This window comes from Flavobacterium pectinovorum (genome assembly GCF_006438875.1).
GTDB classification, from domain to species: Bacteria; Bacteroidota; Bacteroidia; order Flavobacteriales; family Flavobacteriaceae; genus Flavobacterium; species Flavobacterium pectinovorum_A.
This window is the reverse complement of the sequence record NZ_RCZH01000001.1, coordinates 26,023-42,717: the sequence shown is the minus strand read 5'-3', so window position 1 is coordinate 42,717 and position 16,695 is coordinate 26,023. Positions and strand designations below refer to the sequence as shown.

At 32.6% G+C, this 16,695-nt stretch carries 19 protein-coding genes; 13 read left to right on the top strand and 6 right to left on the bottom strand.

The features are described from left to right. Window positions 1-5: 5 nt before the first annotated feature. Window positions 6-635 (bottom strand): outer membrane beta-barrel protein, encoded by a 630-nt coding sequence (locus EAH81_RS00190; protein ID WP_140502213.1) that lies wholly within the window; start codon window positions 633-635, stop codon window positions 6-8. A 140-nt stretch (window positions 636-775) separates the two neighbouring features. Between EAH81_RS00190 and smpB the strand changes: the two genes are divergently transcribed. The 3 genes from smpB to EAH81_RS00175 all read left to right on the top strand — a co-directional run bounded on the left by smpB (window position 776) and on the right by EAH81_RS00175 (window position 3,086). Further along, window positions 776-1,231: an SsrA-binding protein SmpB gene (smpB, locus tag EAH81_RS00185; protein WP_140502212.1), complete on the top strand. Its 456-nt coding sequence runs from the start codon at window positions 776-778 to the stop codon at window positions 1,229-1,231. Between the two features lie 73 nt (window positions 1,232-1,304). Beyond that, entirely contained in the window at window positions 1,305-1,946 is a 642-nt protein-coding gene (locus EAH81_RS00180) for a DUF4136 domain-containing protein (protein ID WP_140502211.1), read from the top strand. Between the two features lie 90 nt (window positions 1,947-2,036). Continuing rightward, window positions 2,037-3,086 (top strand): Fic family protein, encoded by a 1,050-nt coding sequence (locus EAH81_RS00175; RefSeq protein WP_140502210.1) that lies wholly within the window; start codon window positions 2,037-2,039, stop codon window positions 3,084-3,086. Between the two features lie 36 nt (window positions 3,087-3,122). On the opposite strand, the gene EAH81_RS00170 is transcribed toward EAH81_RS00175, so the two are convergent. Then, entirely contained in the window at window positions 3,123-3,764 is a 642-nt protein-coding gene (locus tag EAH81_RS00170) for a protein-L-isoaspartate(D-aspartate) O-methyltransferase (RefSeq protein ID WP_041518722.1), read from the bottom strand. Window positions 3,765-3,883: 119 nt separating this feature from the next. Here EAH81_RS00170 and EAH81_RS00165 point away from each other — a divergent pair, with 119 nt between their 5' ends. The 10 genes from EAH81_RS00165 to EAH81_RS00120 all read left to right on the top strand — a co-directional run bounded on the left by EAH81_RS00165 (window position 3,884) and on the right by EAH81_RS00120 (window position 12,717). Next, the gene (locus EAH81_RS00165; RefSeq protein WP_140502209.1) at window positions 3,884-4,897 is read left to right on the top strand and encodes an RDD family protein; all 1,014 of its coding nucleotides are present in this window, start codon (window positions 3,884-3,886) and stop codon (window positions 4,895-4,897) included. Window positions 4,898-4,976: 79 nt separating this feature from the next. After that, entirely contained in the window at window positions 4,977-5,942 is a 966-nt protein-coding gene (locus tag EAH81_RS00160) for a Gfo/Idh/MocA family protein (protein ID WP_140502208.1), read from the top strand. Window positions 5,943-6,034: 92 nt separating this feature from the next. Next, complete coding sequence (locus EAH81_RS00155) at window positions 6,035-6,922, top strand: 3-hydroxyacyl-CoA dehydrogenase family protein (RefSeq protein ID WP_140502207.1); 888 nt, start codon at window positions 6,035-6,037, stop codon at window positions 6,920-6,922. Between the two features lie 72 nt (window positions 6,923-6,994). After that, on the top strand, window positions 6,995-7,456 hold the full coding sequence (locus EAH81_RS00150; protein ID WP_161595765.1) for a hypothetical protein: 462 nt from the start codon (window positions 6,995-6,997) through the stop codon (window positions 7,454-7,456). Further along, window positions 7,447-8,124: a YggS family pyridoxal phosphate-dependent enzyme gene (locus tag EAH81_RS00145; protein WP_140502205.1), complete on the top strand. Its 678-nt coding sequence runs from the start codon at window positions 7,447-7,449 to the stop codon at window positions 8,122-8,124. The genes EAH81_RS00150 and EAH81_RS00145 overlap by 10 nt, the downstream gene beginning before the upstream one ends. Before the next feature lie 66 nt (window positions 8,125-8,190). After that, on the top strand, window positions 8,191-8,538 hold the full coding sequence (locus EAH81_RS00140; protein ID WP_140502204.1) for a four helix bundle protein: 348 nt from the start codon (window positions 8,191-8,193) through the stop codon (window positions 8,536-8,538). Window positions 8,539-8,639: 101 nt separating this feature from the next. Continuing rightward, entirely contained in the window at window positions 8,640-10,001 is a 1,362-nt protein-coding gene (locus EAH81_RS00135) for an exonuclease domain-containing protein (protein ID WP_140502203.1), read from the top strand. 30 nt (window positions 10,002-10,031) lie between these two features. Beyond that, on the top strand, window positions 10,032-10,868 hold the full coding sequence (locus EAH81_RS00130; RefSeq protein WP_140502202.1) for an ion transporter: 837 nt from the start codon (window positions 10,032-10,034) through the stop codon (window positions 10,866-10,868). 155 nt (window positions 10,869-11,023) lie between these two features. Beyond that, entirely contained in the window at window positions 11,024-11,941 is a 918-nt protein-coding gene (gene miaA, locus EAH81_RS00125; protein ID WP_140502201.1) for a tRNA (adenosine(37)-N6)-dimethylallyltransferase MiaA, read from the top strand. A gap of 29 nt (window positions 11,942-11,970) precedes the next feature. Next, the gene (locus tag EAH81_RS00120) at window positions 11,971-12,717 is read left to right on the top strand and encodes an acyl-[acyl-carrier-protein] thioesterase (protein WP_140502200.1); all 747 of its coding nucleotides are present in this window, start codon (window positions 11,971-11,973) and stop codon (window positions 12,715-12,717) included. A gap of 133 nt (window positions 12,718-12,850) precedes the next feature. Here EAH81_RS00120 and EAH81_RS00115 read toward each other — a convergent pair whose 3' ends face one another. From EAH81_RS00115 to EAH81_RS00100, 4 genes are read right to left on the bottom strand one after another with little or no spacing between them, the layout of a single operon-like run. Beyond that, window positions 12,851-13,387, bottom strand: a complete 537-nt coding sequence (locus tag EAH81_RS00115) for a hypothetical protein (RefSeq protein WP_140502199.1) — start codon at window positions 13,385-13,387, stop codon at window positions 12,851-12,853. Further along, complete coding sequence (gene prfH, locus EAH81_RS00110; protein ID WP_140502198.1) at window positions 13,374-14,063, bottom strand: peptide chain release factor H; 690 nt, start codon at window positions 14,061-14,063, stop codon at window positions 13,374-13,376. Before prfH ends, EAH81_RS00115 begins: the two co-directional genes overlap by 14 nt. An 11-nt stretch (window positions 14,064-14,074) precedes the next feature. Next, window positions 14,075-15,466: an RtcB family protein gene (locus tag EAH81_RS00105; protein ID WP_140502197.1), complete on the bottom strand. Its 1,392-nt coding sequence runs from the start codon at window positions 15,464-15,466 to the stop codon at window positions 14,075-14,077. A gap of 3 nt (window positions 15,467-15,469) precedes the next feature. Next, complete coding sequence (locus tag EAH81_RS00100; protein WP_140502196.1) at window positions 15,470-16,216, bottom strand: hypothetical protein; 747 nt, start codon at window positions 16,214-16,216, stop codon at window positions 15,470-15,472. Window positions 16,217-16,695: the final 479 nt, after the last annotated feature.

Below are 16,695 nucleotides of genomic sequence, written 5' to 3'. Positions count from 1 at the left end.
ATATTTTAGAATATAAATTTAAATCCAACAGAAAGCGGCGTTGTTAAACTTGAACCTCCCGCTAAATACGCTGAATCGACATTTGCCATATGTGCCAATCCAAAATTAGTAACAGTAGTTTTAGGACCTCCTTGTAGATCTATGGTTGTAGAGGTAAAATTCACCAGATCATAAGAGAACTCAACGGAGAAGTATTTTGTCACGAAATAATCAAACCCTCCTGAGACAGACAAACCAAACTGATTAATTTTTGTGTCTTTTTCTTTTTCTTTACCTGTAATAATTGGCAAAGCCGCTTGTCCAAAGAAATAAAGAGAACCTGCAACATTCCAATATTTTCTTGCTAATGGCTGAATTACAATTAAATCTGTTTTTGAAGCTTTTGAAACTAAGGTTGGATCCGATTTCATATTAATATAACCCAATCCCGCACCAACAGCAACAGTTGGTGTTATAAAGGTTCCTACAATTGGTATTACCGATAAATTTGTATGCTTTAGATCGGCAGTTTTCGTTTGTTGGTATCCAAATTGAGAAGTTGCAAACCAAGCCCCTTTTAAACCCTGATTAGAATCCTGAGCTTTTGCAGTTAAACCAATAAATGCAATACTAACTAGTGTTAAAATTTTTTTCATCTTTAAGTTTGTTTTAAATTATTCAACAAACTTATACGTAAGCTTTTTCCTTAAACCTGATTAAAGTCATAGGTTAAAAAAAACTTTTAATTATCTTAGAACTCATTAAAGTTTTTCATTTTTGTTTTACATTTGTCCTTATGTTAAAAACAGTCAACATCCTTAATAAAAGAGCACGTTTTGATTACGAGATAATCGATACGTATACTGCCGGAATTGTTTTATCCGGAACTGAAATCAAATCTATACGATTGGGTAAAGCTAATATCACAGAAAGTTTTTGTGAATTTAGTAATCTCGAGCTTTTTGCTATTAATACTTATATCGAAGAATATACTTTTGGAAATCAATTTAACCATAAAGCCAGAAGCGAGAGAAAATTACTTTTAAATAAAAAAGAATTAAAAACCCTGCATAAAAATGTACAGGCAAAAGGACTTACGATCGTTCCGCTAAAATTGTTTACCAACGAAAAAGGATTAGCAAAGTTGCAAATTGGTCTTTGTAAAGGAAAGAAAAATTACGACAAACGTGAATCTCTAAAAGAACAAGATACCAAACGAGACTTAGACCGAATAAAAAAAGCTTACAATTAAAAGTTATTTAGATACAATAAGCCTTTCTTGAATTTTTATACGTATTTTTACTACAATCATAAAAATTGTAGATATGAAAAAACACTTAATTTTATTAATGGCTATCATTGTGCTTTCAGGCTGCGGAAGCAATACTTCTATTGTTAATAGTTGGAGAGACCCAAAAATAACAGTAGCTCAGGAGCATTTCAAAAAAGTACTTGTTGTTGTTTTAGTAAAAGATGAAGCGTCAAGGAGAGTTGCTGAAAATAGGATTGCAGCAAGTAACCCTATCTTCAAAACTTCTTATCAATACTTAAACGAAAGTACGTCACAACTTACTAAGGAACAGAAATTAAAAATTTTGCAAGACGAAAATTTTGATGGAGTAATTACAATGCGATTGGTAAGCCAAGACAAGGAAACTACTTATGTTCCCGGAACGTATACGGGAATGTATTATGGCGGATTTGATGGAATGTACACCGGTATGTATGGTTATGGTTTTGGAAACTGGTACGGCATGTATTCACCAAATTTCTACGATCCGGGATATTACCAGGAAACAACATCTTATATGGTAGAAACAAATATATTTTCCTTAAAAGAAAACAAACTAATCTGGACCGGAACAACAAAATCTGATTACGTAACTGACTTAGGTCAAACTGTTGACGCAATTATGCAGGCAGTTGTACAAGAAATGAAAAAAGACGGATCACTTCCTCCAAAATAAAATAATTTAAAAGCAATATTTTCATGTATTGCTTTTTTACATCGAAAAATTATGACTAAACTTGTCAAGACAATATAAAGTTTAATAAAAATGAAATCACTTCTTAAAAATGCAAGAGAGAAAAAAGGGTTAAAAACTCGGGAAGTGGCCCAATTACTTGGTATTGATCAGGCTTTGATCAGTAAATTCGAAAGTGGTTCACGCAAACCAACCAAAGATCAAATTATAAAATTATCACAGCTTTTAGAGATTGATTACGAAACTTTAATGGTTGCGTGGTTAAAAGAAAAAATCCTTTATGAAATTGGTGATGATGAATTTGCATTAAAAGCATTAGAAGTTGCTGAACAGGAAATCAAATACAACAAAACTGTTTCAAAATTAAAACTTTCAACTTCATTAGAAAAAATTCTAAAAGAGATCGATATTCTAAAAGAAAAATTAGACAGATACCGTCAATATGACAGCTTTAGAATTACTCAGGCATTAGAATTAGAATATACTTTTGAAAGCAATAGAATTGAAGGCAATACAATGACACTTCGGGAAACAGATATGGTTATTAATGAAGGATTGACTATCTCAGGCAAAAGTATGCGCGAGCATCTAGAAACTATTAATCACCATGAAGCAATTGGTTTTATTAAAGATTTAACGCAAAGAAATGTTTCATTAAATGAACGCGATCTTTTATCTATTCACAATTTAATTTTACGCGGAATAATTCCAGAAGATGCAGGCCGATACCGAAAAGTACAAGTTATGATCAAAGGCAGTACACATATGCCTCCACAACCTTTTATGGTTGCCAAAGAAATGGAAGATTATTTCATTTGGTATGAAATCAACAAAAATAAGTTACATCCTGTTATTCTGGCGGCAGAAATGCATGAAAGATTAGTGACAATTCATCCTTTTATTGATGGAAACGGAAGAACTTCCCGTTTGGTCATGAATCTAATTTTATTACAAAAAGGATATATTATTGCTAACATTAAAGGAGATTATGATAATCGCATGCAATATTATCAAACTTTAGAAACGGCTCAGACTAAAAACAATAAAGAAGACTTTTTGCTTTTTGTTGCTCAAATTGAAAAAGAAAACTTAGAACGATATATTAGTATAATTGCGCAATAAAAATAAAACCCACTAACTAATTTAGTGGGTTTCGTTTTAATTTTTATCTTCTAATAAAGGAACAAATCTAAACTCTCCAAACTCATGTTTTTCAAATTGCGTTTCATTTTTCCTTATCAACAATGTCATAATCTGAACATCTTCTCCTAACGGAATAACTAATCTTCCTCCTATTTTAAGCTGCGCCATCAACGGTTGCGGAATAAACGGAGCTCCAGCTGTAACAATTATACTATCAAAAGGCGCATAACTTGGTAAACCTTTGTAACCATCGCCAAAAGATAGATGTTTAGGGCGAATATTTAATTTAGGAAACAAATTTGAGGTCGTTTTAAATAACTCATTCTGTCTTTCAACACTAAAAACTTTAGCTCCAAGCATACATAAAACTGCAGTTTGATAACCTGAACCGGTACCAATCTCCAAAATTTTATGTTCTTTTTTAACTTCTAATAATTGCGATTGAAAAGCAACAGTATAAGGTTGCGAAATAGTTTGCCCCGCTCCTATAGGAAAAGCCTTATCCTGATAAGCGTAATCTTCAAAACTTGAATTTAAAAAAAGGTGTCTCGGGATTTTTTTTATCGCATCCAAGACCGCTCTGTCAGTAATTCCTTTTTGTTCTAAAGTGCTTACTAATTGATTGCGAAGTCCTTGATGTTTGGCAGTGTCTTTCAAAATAGGTAGGTTTTATTTTGGCAAAAATAAGAAAACAAATTATCAAATATCAACTACTTTTTAATCAATTAATATCTATTTTTGGTTAAAACCTTAATTGCAATGAAAACTAATAATTTATGAAGAAAACTATACTTGTCTTGTCCTTACTTTTTTCACTAATGGGAATTTTAAGATCCTTCTTTTTTGTTTTTTATAATTTTGAAGATGTTACGGAATTTCTAAATCTTGCAGTATTTAGTAGTCAGCCGTATAGTTTCGCAGGAATGGAAATCTATATTCCAAGACATTCAATTCATGGGAATTCAGAAAATAGTACTGTTTCTATGGGGCTTTTAAATTTATCTTTTTTTCTTACTTTCCTTTCTGGTACTTTTATTTATTATTTTTCAAAGTACAAACAAACTAGATTATTAATATTTAATTACAGTTTGATATTTTTAGATTCAACAATAAAGATTTTTTCGGCTATTCTTTTTTTTAAGATCAATAAACTAGATATCTATAGTGCTATCTATATACTATTTGCCTTATCCTATATTTATATCTCATATCGATTCATAACTAAAGATTTAAATACTAGAGAAACCAACATTGTTAATGATGAACACGAAACAATTGACGATAATCTAGAAAATGTATCAAATTATAAGCGCCTTTTGAATTTGCTTATTGATACCTCTTTAATATTTATTGTCTGTTATGGTTTTATTCTTTATGCAGATAGAAGTGATAATCCAGTTACTCTTTTTGTTTCTTTCAAATCAGCTTTTGGAGATAAATTTGGTAGTTTACTGTTTTTTTGTATGATCAAATTTATCTACTACATAACTTTTGAATCGATATTTCAATCAACACCTGCAAAATTTTTAACAGGGTGCTACGTAAGCGATGAAGATGGGAATTTACCAACTTTTTCAATGATTCTAAAGCGTACTCTCTGTAGATTTATTCCTTTCGAAAGTTTTTCCTTTTTTCCCGGAATAAATATGCATGATAATTATTCCTGTACTATGGTTGTAAATAATAAAAGAGAATTGAAAAATGAAAATCGTTATCTATTTCTTTTAAGCATGAGTTTTATTATAATCTTATTTTTTTATTTTTATAATATTTCTCAAAAGCCTTATTAATCATTAAATCGTTAAATCTTTATTACATTCATTTTCCCGTTCGACAAATAAATTATATTTTTGTTTAAAATACATTCTCATGTTAAAAGTAGGAGTTTTAGGTGCTGGTCATCTTGGTAAAATACATTTACGCTTATTACAACAATCTGACAAGTACGAATTAGTTGGATTTTACGACGAAAATCAAGAAAATGCCGAAAGAATTTCAAAAGAATTTGGCTATACAAACTTCAGTACTATTGCAAAATTAATCCACGCTGTGGATGTAATCGATATTGTTACACCAACACTTTCGCATTATAAATGTGCAAAAGTAGCCATCAAATCAGGTAAACATATCTTTATAGAAAAACCAATTGCCAATACTATAGATGAAGCTGAAGAAATTATTGCTTTAGCCAAAGAATACAATGTAAAAGGTCAGGTTGGTCATGTTGAACGCTTTAACCCGGCGTTTATTGCTACAAAAAACATGATCGAAAATCCAATGTTTATAGAAACACATCGTTTGGCAGAGTTTAATCCGCGTGGTACGGACGTTCCTGTAGTTCTCGATTTAATGATTCATGATATTGATGCGATTTTGAGCGTTGTTCATTCAAAAGTAAAAGATATTCACGCTAGCGGAGTTTCAGTAATTAGTGACACTCCTGATATTGCAAATGCCCGAATTGAATTCGAAAATGGCTGTGTTGCAAATTTAACCGCAAGTAGAATTTCGATGAAAAACATGCGTAAAACACGTTTCTTTCAAAGAGATGCTTACATTTCAGTTGACTTTTTAGAGAAAAGATGCGAAGTAGTTCGTATGAAAGACGCTCCAGAAGTTCCCGGAGATTTTGACATGATTCTGCAAAATGCCGAAGGTGTAAAAAAACAGATCTATTTTACCAATCCTGATGTAGAGCAAAATAATGCAATTCTGGATGAATTAGAATCATTTGCAAATGCAATAAAAACGGATACTACACCAGTTGTAACGCTGGAACAAGCAACGGATGCGCTTAGAGTAGCGTATCAGATTATTGATTGCTTCGACAAATAATTAAAAGATTTTTAAAAATAAAATTAGCCACGAATGCACAACATATTTAGTGAATTCGTGGCTAAAATCATAAATATTATATCAAAAAATAAATGAAAACTATAGCAGTAATTGGTGCAGGAACAATGGGTAACGGAATTGCTCATACATTTGCACAAAGTGGTTTTACAGTAAAACTTATTGATGTTTCTGAAAAATCATTGGATAAAGGAATGGCAACTATTGCTGCCAATTTAGACCGAATGCTTTCTAAAGGTACAATTACGCAGGAAGATGTTGCAAAAACAATCACTAATATTATTACGTATACAGATATTAAAGACGGAGTTGTTGGCGTAGATCTAGTAGTCGAAGCTGCAACTGAAAATATAGAGTTAAAACTGAATATTTTCAAACAATTAAACGAAGCTTGTTCTCACAATACTATTTTAGCCACCAATACTTCTTCAATTTCAATTACGCAAATCGGGGCTGTAGTAGCACATCCGGAACGTGTTATCGGGATGCACTTTATGAATCCGGTGCCAATTATGAAATTAGTCGAAATCATACGCGGTTACAATACCAGCGACGAAGTGACCAAAATTATCATGGATTTATCTGAAAAATTAGGTAAAACTCCTGTTGAAGTAAACGATTATCCTGGTTTTGTGGCAAACAGAATTTTGATGCCAATGCTAAACGAAGCAATCGAAACGTTATATAATAAAGTTGCAGGTGTTTACGAAATTGACACTGTAATGAAATTAGGAATGGGACATCCAATGGGACCGCTTCAATTAGCTGATTTTATTGGTCTTGACGTTTGTCTTGCTATTTTGAATGTGATGTACGAAGGTTTCAAAAATCCTAAATATGCTCCTTGCCCATTATTAGTAAATATGGTAAGAGCCGGAAAATTAGGCGTTAAATCTGGTGAAGGTTTTTACGATTATAGCGAAAGTAAAAAAGCAGAGAAAATCTCTAAGCAGTTTGTTTAAGATTTTTAAACTATGATAACATTTGAGAGTGAATATAAAAATTTCAATCAGCGTTTTTTTCGTTTAAACAATTTGGCTTTTTTTATTGAATTTATTCTTCTTTCATCGATAATTCTCGTTTTTAACCTTTCAATTTTTTTTAAAATTATAATTGAAATCTTTCTTTTGATTATTTGTGGTTTTATAATTATCAAAAGAAGTAAAAGTAATATTGATATAGTAACTTTCGAAGAAAACAGTATTGTTTTACATGGTGAAACGTTTAATAAGCAATGGCTAAAATCACTAAATATTAAAGAAACCAATATTCAAATAAGAATTAATGCTTCTCGAAGAGGAATATGTGGGGCGACTTTTTATTTAAAAGTAAAAAACAAAAAAGATAATTACATCCTAAATTCATTCGAAACATTTTCTGACGAAGGAATAATGCAGATTTTCAATGCATTTAAGAAATTTAAAGACGAAAAAATAATCATAGACGAAAGGCTGGTAATATTGCAAATTCAAGAAAAAAAAGAAAAATGTCAATAACGTCAAATTTAAATACAATCAAAGCAAGTTTACCTGAACACGTAACTCTTGTTGCGGTTTCAAAAACCAAACCTGTTTTAGACTTAATGCAAGCCTATGAAGCTGGTCAACGCATTTTTGGAGAAAACAAAATCCAGGAAATGACTGATAAATGGGAAGAAATGCCAAAAGACATTCAATGGCACATGATTGGTCATGTGCAATCGAATAAAGTCAAATTTATGGCACCATTTGTGAGTTTGATTCATGGAGTTGACAGTTTGAAATTATTACAGGAAATCAACAAACAAGCTTCAAAAAATAATAGAATTATCGATTGTCTGCTTCAAATACATATTGCTGAAGAAGAAACTAAATTTGGTTTGGATGAAAATGAATTAAATGAATTATTATCTTCTTCAGAATTCAAAGAAATGAAAAACATTCGTATCTTAGGGTTAATGGGAATGGCAACTTTCACAGAAGATCAAAACCAAATTAAAAAAGAATTTACACATTTAAAATCTATTTTTAATTCGTTACATCAACGTAAAAGCGCACTGCAGTGCGCCTCTACAATAGATAATTTTTCAACAATTTCCATGGGAATGTCAGGAGATTATCAACTTGCAATTGAATGCGGCAGCACAATGGTAAGAATTGGAAGCAGCATTTTTGGAGGCCGTTGATTTTCAATATCAATTGCAATTGCAAAAATCAATGTCCAATTTTAAAAGTATAAATCAATAATTTAAATGGAAAAAATATTCAATTTTGAAGATCGATTGGTTCGTTTTGCCGGAGAATGTATTTTCTTTACACGACAATTAGAAAGATTATTTGAAAACGAATATTATAAGAATCAATTAATTAGATCATCCGGAAGTGCGTCTTTAAATTTTGGAGAAGCACAAGGTACAATAACTGATAAAGATTTTATTTTTAAAGTTTCATTAGTTGTAAAAGAGTTAAAAGAATCCAGAAACTCATTAAAAATTCTAGATTATATTAAAGAAGGTGATAGCGATAAAAGAAGTAAACTCTTAATTGAAGTAGAACAACTAGTTGCAATTTCATCAAAAATGATAATAAATAAAAAATAATTCAATTACAATGACAATGGCAATTACAATAACAATTTTCGGAAATTGAAATTGATTTTTAAAATTGATATTGCCATTGATTTTTGAAATTGACATTAAAAATGTACGCAATACTAGACATAGAAACCACTGGAGGCCAGTTTAATGAGGAAGGAATTACCGAAATCGCCATTTACAAATTTGATGGTCATGAAGTAATCGATCAATTCATTAGCCTCGTCAATCCCGAAATTCCGATTCAGCCCTTTGTGGTTAAATTAACCGGAATCAATAATGCGATGCTGCAATCAGCTCCAAAGTTTTTTGAAGTCGCAAAAAGAATTATTGAAATTACTTCAGATTGTATCATTGTAGCGCACAACGCTTCGTTTGATTATCGAATTTTACGCACTGAATTCAGACGTTTAGGTTATGATTTCGAAGCAAGAACACTTTGCACTGTTGAACTTGCAAAAAAGTTAATTCCCGAGCAACCCTCTTATAGTTTAGGGAAATTGGTTCGTGCATTGGGGATTCCAATGGCAGACAGACATCGCGCCAGTGGAGACGCAATGGCAACCACCAAGCTGTTTAAAATGCTACTTGAAAAAGACTTAGAAAAAACAATCGTAAAAGATTTTATAAAACTCGAAGTCGAAAAAGGAATTGCTCCAAAATTACTGGATCTTTTAGCGCAAATACCTGCAAAAACAGGTATTTACTATATCTATAATGAAGGAGGAAATTTGATATACATTGGCAAAAGCCAAAATATAAAGAAGCGAATTAATCAGCATTTTACCGGAATCACCACAAAAAGCAAAAAAATTCAAGCCGAAGTTTTTACCATAACATATGACGAAACCGGAAGTGAATTACTAGCACTTTTAAAAGAAAGTGAAGAAATAAAAATACACCGACCAAGGCACAATCGCTCCCAACGAAAAACCATTTTCCAATATGCAGTATATGTTGAAAAAGATGCAAATGGCTATTTGAATCTTAAGCTTGAAAAAGCAGACGGACGAAAAAAAGAAATTACTTCCTTTGGCACTTTACAAGAAGGTAAAAATGCACTTTTCAATTTTACATCAAAATATCATTTGTGCCAAAAGCTAACAGGAATATATCAAACCAAAAAAGAGTGTTTTCAATATAAAATAAAAGAATGTGATGGCGCTTGTATTGGCGAAGTAAGTCCTGAAGAATACAACACTCGAGTTCAGCAATTTATATCTGAAAACAGTTTCGAAAATAAAAGTATGATTTTGCTCGACAGAGGTCGAAACGTAAACGAAAGAAGTGCCGTATTAATCGAAAACGGAATTTATAAAGGTTATGCCTATTACGACCTGAATTATCAAATTACGAATATTGAGATCCTAAAAAATATCTTAATTCCAATGCCCCACAATCGGGATGTAAGGAACATTATTCAAAACCACATCCGAAAAACCAAGTCACTAAAAATTCTTTATTTTTAACACATAAAAACTTTCATTATCTTTGTAGATATGAAAAAGATAAAATCAAAATACGATATCTTCAGGCAAAAAACCCAAATTATTATTTACGGCAGTAATACTTTTTTAGGGCGTCTGTTCGATCTGGTACTTTTGGGGCTTATTTTACTAAGTGTTCTTTTGGTCATGATGGACACAGTAGAAGGTATCAATCAAAAATACCACTCACAACTTCTCGTTTGCGAATGGATTATCACTGTTTTTTTTACTATAGAATTTATTTTACGTGTTATTTCGATACCAAAACCGCTTAAATATGTTTTTAGCTTTTATGGAATAATAGATTTAATGGCAATATTGCCCATGTATATATCGATTTTTTTTCCTCCTACAAACGTTTTAACCATTGCCAGAGTCCTGCGCTTCTTCCGATTGTTCAAAATCTTGCATATCCCGCAAATTTCACAACAATCCAAACAACTTCGGGAAGCTATGGAAGCCAGCAAAGAAAAAATTCTGGTTTTTATCTATTTTGTCGTTATAAGCGCGGTAATTATTGGCTCACTAATGTATGTCGTCGAAGGAAAAGAAAGTGGCTTTACCAGTATTCCTATGGGTATTTATTGGTCAATTGTCACCCTGACAACAGTGGGCTACGGAGATATTTCGCCGGCAACGCCTTTAGGACAATTTTTAGCTTCGTTAGTAATGATTATGGGTTACGGAATTATCGCCGTCCCAACCGGAATTGTAACCGCCGAATTTGCCAGGAGCAGTCTCAAAAATAATTCAGTAAGCAGCAAAAAAATATGCGAAAAATGCCAATCACAAATACATTTTGATAGTGCAAAATATTGTCACGAATGCGGAACCGAATTGCCAAAATAATTAATTTAAGGAGCTATTTCCAGCTGTACATTCCAACTCCTCCTTATCTTTGTTGTTTTTTAAGGCATAAAAGGAGCTTCTAAAGTCGCTCTTTTATCCCAAAAAAACTAACAAATATAAGTCCGGGGTTTCCATTCCCATCTGGGCTAAAAAATATGAAATACTTAATAACCATCGTCGGACCAACAGCAATAGGCAAAACAGCCTTGAGTATTGCTTTGGCACAACATTTTAAAAGCGAAATAATTTCTTGTGACAGCCGTCAGTTTTTCAAAGAAATGACAATTGGTACAGCTGTTCCAAATCAGGAAGAATTACAAGCAGCAACACACCACTTCATTCAAAATAAATCGATTTTCGAAAATTATACCGTTGGCGATTACGAAAAAGAAGCACTTCTTAAAATAGAAGAATTATTCCAAAATAATGATTTTGCTATACTCATCGGTGGTTCAGGTTTATATGTAGATGCCATTCTAAAAGGTTTTGATGAATTCCCAGAAATCGATCCCGCAATACGCTCTGAAGTAAACACGAATTATGAGAAACTCGGAATCAATTATTTACAACAGCAATTACAGCATTTAGATCCTGATTACTTTCATAAAATAACACTGGAAAATTCTCAAACACTTCAAAACCCACAACGAATGATGCGTTTTGTAGAAGTTTGCATCGGAACACAGAAACCTTATTCTTCTTTTTTAAACCAAAAGAAAAACAACAGAAACTTCACTCCTATTTTAATAGGTTTAGAAGCCGACAGACAAATAATTTACGACCGTATTAATCAACGAGTTGATATTATGATGCAGCAAGGTTTACTCGAAGAAGCAAAAGCATTGTATCCTAATAAAGCGTTAAATGCGCTTCAAACCGTGGGTTATAGAGAATTATTTAGTTATTTTGATGAAGATTTTTCTTTGCCTTTTGCAATTGAAGAAATCAAAAAAAACACCAGACGTTTCTCAAAAAGACAACTTACCTGGTTTAAAAGAAATGAAGCAACAAAATGGTTTGATTATGCAACACCAAAAAGCGAAGTAATCTCGTTTATTGAGTCTAAAATCTAAAATCAACAATCTAAAATCTAAAGTTACCAATGCCAATATCTCCAAATTTCACATCGGTTTTAAGCAAAGACTGGGAAATCAATTTTACGCAATGCACGCCTAATGGCTTCCTAAAATATACCGACTTATGTAATATTTTACAACTTACCGCCGCAGCACATTCAGAAGTTGGAGGTATCAGTTTCTTTGATATGCAAGAATTTCATCAGGCTTGGGTTTTAAGCAGAATGCGCGTTGAAATCACCGCTTTACCAAAATGGCAAGATGTTGTAACTGTAAAAACATGGATCAACAGTTTAGAAAATTCACGTTCTGTTCGTGCCCTTGAAATGTATGTAAACGGTAAGAAAATAGTAGGTTGTGAAACCTATTGGGCCGTTTTTAATACACAAGTACGTCGTCCGGAAGCTTTAGCTTTGCCTTACGAACATTTTGAATTATTTCCTGAGAATCGCGCCACAAACGAAGGTTTTTCTAAAATAAACATCAATCATGATAAAGGAGCTATTTTTGAAAAAATAGTTTATTTGTCTGATTTAGACATTGTAAATCATGTCAATAATGTCAAATATTTAGAATGGTGTCTTGATCATGTCGATGAAAAACGAATCCTAAAACAAGAAGTAAAAAGCTTCGAAATGAATTTCATGAAAGAGCTTTCATTAAAAGATAATGTCGTAATTCACGAAAGTGAAGATGATGATCATACGAGTGCGACATTCAGTATTACAAAAGGTGAAAAAACTTGCTTTGCATTAGAATTACACTGGAAGTAAATAGCCCACAGATTTAACGGATTAAACTGATTAACACAGATTTTCATATTTCATTCGTGCTAATTCGTGCCATTCATGGCGAAAAAAAACAAAAAACGATGCAATTTTGCATCGTTTTTGCTTCACATCAAAATCAATTTGATTTCTTTTTTGAATCTTTTTTTGATTTCCTGGGCTTCTTTTTATTCTTCATCAAATCTATTTTGTCTTTAATTCGTTTTTCTATTTCAAGAATATCGGATTCAAAGGCAAATTGCAAAGTAGAAAGTTTAGCATTTTTAATCGCTGCCAATGCTTCTTTAAACTGTTGTTGCGCTTCAAGAAGAATTGCTTTCTTTACAAAAATTTCTGACTTGTTTATTCCTTTTATCGTTAAAGCAAAATCAATCAGTTTTTGTGCCTCTTCATAGTCTTCGTTCAAAATTAAAGTCTGTAAATAATAGGGATAAACTTCAAGTGCGTGAATATTAATAGCTAAAGCTTCTTGAAAATAATGCTTCGCTTCTTCGTAATTCCATAATTGCTCTGCCTGAATTCTTCCATACAAACACAAAACCATTGTATTTTTGGCATCATAAGAAAAAGCGTAATCTAAAGATTCAATCGTTTCTTCAAGTGAATACGGGTAATTATCCAAAGCCTGAAAAAGGTATTTATCAATTGTTTTCATTTCGTAAATCTGTTTTTAGTTTCTGACGAATTCCTTTGTAACTTTTCTCAATTTTATTCTTCTTGAAATCAGTTCCGGAAAAAACTCTAACAGGATTCCCTCTCTGAATATTCAGCTGATTTTCCCATTGTTTTCCAACATGATTTTTAAGTTGCTGCAAAGTTTCGTCTTCTAGTTTTTTTAATAATCTTTCTGTTGCCAGTTTTTTGTTTTGGTGTTGCGAACGGCTATCCATCGACACAACCGCAATTCCCGTTGGAATATGAGTTGCTCTAATTGCCGAACTTACTTTATTCACATGTTGTCCGCCGGCTCCGGAACTTCTCATCGCCTGATACTGAATATCGTTCTCAGAAATTGATGTATTCTTTTGTGGTTCAATCTCAAAAATGCCAATAAACCAATTTTTACGTTTATGCATTTTCCTAAACTGACTTTGTCCAATCCATTGAATCGTTCCAATCCAGGAATTTGCAAATGCAATTGCATTTTCTCCTTTTACAGAGATTGTTGCCGTTTCAATCGTACCGTTTTCCTCACCTACTTCTCTTTGAAGTAAAATCGCATCCAAATCCTGTTCTTCTGCTTCGTCCAAAACTTTTTTAAGCACTTGGGCAACTACCGAAGTGCATTCCGCAGGTCCGCGACCTGCAGTTATCTGTATTATTTTTTCCATTTTAATTTCTTTTATCGGTCCATTCTAACGATTTTTGGAGTGAAAGTTCCCAGAACTTCCACCAAATCTGTTTGATTTCCCATCACTTTTGTAATGTCTTTATAAGCCATTGGCGCTTCATCGATATTTCCTCCAATTAAGGTTACATCATTGGCTTGCAATACTTTTTTGATCTCACTTTGCGTAAAAGTAGCTTTGCATTTAGCCCTCGAAAATAAACGTCCAGCTCCATGCGAAGCCGAATTTAAACTTTCTGCATTTCCTTTGCCTTTCACAATATAACCCGGAGCTGTCATCGATCCGGGAATAATTCCCAATTGACCTGCAGCGGCAGGTGTTGCACCTTTTCTATGAACGATACATTCCTGACCATTTACCATTTCTTTCCAGGCAAAATTGTGATGATTTTCAATTGTAACCACTACTCTTTTCCCTATCGCTTTGGCAAGTCTTCTATGAATATCATCATGACATGCTTTTGCATATTCACCAGCCAAATTCATTGCCAGCCAATATTCCTGACCGTCATGTGTGTTCAAATCAAGCCAGGCCAAATGCTGAACATTTTTTGGTAAAGGGCATTGTTTAGTTGCCAAATATGTGTAATGTTTCGCAATATTTGCACCCAAACCGCGGGAACCACTATGTGACAAAACAGCAAAATACTCGCCAACTCCAAGCTTCCATTCGTTCTCCGGATTATCAATCTTTGCAATCCCGAATTCTACAAAATGGTTTCCTCCACCTGAACTTCCTAACTGTTTATAGGCTTTAGGCAAAAGATTTTTCAATAATGGAATATCCTGAAATTCACTTTTATAAAAAACTTCATGATCCGCTTTTGTGGCGTGTGTTTCATTCATTCCAAATTTGGTATTGTCTTTTAGAACTGCCTGCAATTGATGTTCTTTTCCTTTGAAATGTGATGCTGGTAAATCAAAAATTGACAAACTCATTCGGCAGCCAATATCAACTCCAACTCCATATGGAATGACTGCATTATCTGTTGCTAAAACACCTCCAATTGGTAATCCATAACCTGAATGCGCATCGGGCATTAAAGCTCCTGCAACTGAAATTGGCAATTTCAATGAATCATACAACTGAAATTTAGCTTGTTCGTCGATTTCATTTTCTCCAAAAATGGTAAATGGAACTCGGTTTGTTTTGAGCTGATGCATTCTTACATGAACCGGATTTATTAAACCTTCTGCCACTTTTCCCCAAGTTCCATGTCCTTCAAACTTTTCAGGATGAAGCAAAACTTCTTTGGCTTCTGTTAGAATAGATTCTTTTTTTTCTCTTTTTCTATATCTGTTTATTTGCCCAAGGGCAATATTTATTGAATTATTTTTTGGAAAGCCTAGCTTAATCAGGTCCTTTCCGGATAATTTATTTCCCATGATTTATATCATTTCATCGACATACTGTTGATACAATAAATGCCGATTTTTATTTTTAATTGGGTTTAACTCTTTCGGATTCTGGTAACCTATCCAATCCGGACAACGAGCATATCCCTTAACTAATCTGTTTATTTTATAGTTCAAATTACAGTTGGTAATATAATTTTCTAAAACCCGAAGTTCACTTTCTAAATCTGAATCAACAGCTTTTTTATGTGTAACTATGTATGGTTTTATTCGTAAAACAAACCTCCAGGGTTCATCAAATCGATAATAAATTATATATCTCCCAAAGGTATTTGACCACTTTTTGGTTAATGTAAAATAAGATTTCTCATTTTCAGTCAATCCTAATTTTTTGCAATTCCAATCACTTACCGAAATCGGTTTCAAAAACTGTTCTGATGGAACAGAAATTTTCTTACCAAATTTCCTTTTACGCTTGGTAAAGGATTTTTCACTTGAATATTGATAAGTATTAATTTTTTCCAACAGATTTATGAAGAAACCTGCATTTGGACCAATTAATACATCAGGTCTTAAAACAAAAAACCTAAACCAGCCCTTTTGATAAGGTATATCTAATGCCACAAGAGGTAAATCTCGAACTGCATTAAACAATTGCTTTCTTTGATTAAAAGTTTGGCGTAATTTTTTTTCGAAATCTTCTTTTACTAACCTTTTCTTTTTTCTTTCACTTTTAAAACGACTGCATAATACATAATCGTTCTTAGTGTAATTTTCCATTCGAAAAAGTATACTAAAATTAAATTGCTAAATCTTTTATCCTTTTGGGATAAATAATAAATCGATTATTCGGGAAAATTTGAAGTGTCTAGAATAAAAAAAGCCCGAAACTAAATGTCTTCGGGCTTTTTTATATATCTAAAAATGAATTTCTAAGATTGAAATAAGCCACGAAGAAGCGCTGCACCAAAATCGTTTGGTGTGAAGCTTTGAGATGATGATGTAAGTACAAACATTTTTCTTCGTTATTAAAGGGTTATTAATTTTTTCGTCTGCAAATATTGTGAATTGTTTTTCGATTTTCCAAATTATTATAGAGAAAATTCATGTAAAAAAATTTTATTAATTCTAAGAAGTCTCATGATCTAACATTATCTATCTGAAAACTAAAGCCCTAGCCCTGATCGAAGCGGTATCCTTTTTCTTGCTTTTTTAGCAAGAAAAAGATATAGCGGACAGCAGGAAATAGCTCCAAAACT

Bases quoted from the DNA above. Each gene is read 5' to 3' on its own strand.
- EAH81_RS00175 (WP_140502210.1), top strand. From the start codon at position 2,037: ATGAAATCACTTCTTAAAAATGCAAGAGAGAAAAAAGGGTTAAAAACT.
- EAH81_RS00155 (WP_140502207.1), top strand. From the start codon at position 6,035: ATGAAAACTATAGCAGTAATTGGTGCAGGAACAATGGGTAACGGAATT.
- EAH81_RS00145 (WP_140502205.1), top strand. From the start codon at position 7,447: ATGTCAATAACGTCAAATTTAAATACAATCAAAGCAAGTTTACCTGAA.
- EAH81_RS00105 (WP_140502197.1), bottom strand. From the start codon at position 15,466: ATGGGAAATAAATTATCCGGAAAGGACCTGATTAAGCTAGGCTTTCCA.
- smpB (WP_140502212.1), top strand. From the start codon at position 776: ATGTTAAAAACAGTCAACATCCTTAATAAAAGAGCACGTTTTGATTAC.
- EAH81_RS00120 (WP_140502200.1), top strand. From the start codon at position 11,971: ATGCCAATATCTCCAAATTTCACATCGGTTTTAAGCAAAGACTGGGAA.
- prfH (WP_140502198.1), bottom strand. From the start codon at position 14,063: ATGGAAAAAATAATACAGATAACTGCAGGTCGCGGACCTGCGGAATGC.
- EAH81_RS00130 (WP_140502202.1), top strand. From the start codon at position 10,032: ATGAAAAAGATAAAATCAAAATACGATATCTTCAGGCAAAAAACCCAA.
- EAH81_RS00140 (WP_140502204.1), top strand. From the start codon at position 8,191: ATGGAAAAAATATTCAATTTTGAAGATCGATTGGTTCGTTTTGCCGGA.
- EAH81_RS00160 (WP_140502208.1), top strand. From the start codon at position 4,977: ATGTTAAAAGTAGGAGTTTTAGGTGCTGGTCATCTTGGTAAAATACAT.
- miaA (WP_140502201.1), top strand. From the start codon at position 11,024: ATGAAATACTTAATAACCATCGTCGGACCAACAGCAATAGGCAAAACA.
- EAH81_RS00190 (WP_140502213.1), bottom strand. From the start codon at position 635: ATGAAAAAAATTTTAACACTAGTTAGTATTGCATTTATTGGTTTAACT.
- EAH81_RS00100 (WP_140502196.1), bottom strand. From the start codon at position 16,216: ATGGAAAATTACACTAAGAACGATTATGTATTATGCAGTCGTTTTAAA.
- EAH81_RS00115 (WP_140502199.1), bottom strand. From the start codon at position 13,387: ATGAAAACAATTGATAAATACCTTTTTCAGGCTTTGGATAATTACCCG.
- EAH81_RS00165 (WP_140502209.1), top strand. From the start codon at position 3,884: ATGAAGAAAACTATACTTGTCTTGTCCTTACTTTTTTCACTAATGGGA.
- EAH81_RS00180 (WP_140502211.1), top strand. From the start codon at position 1,305: ATGAAAAAACACTTAATTTTATTAATGGCTATCATTGTGCTTTCAGGC.
- EAH81_RS00135 (WP_140502203.1), top strand. From the start codon at position 8,640: ATGTACGCAATACTAGACATAGAAACCACTGGAGGCCAGTTTAATGAG.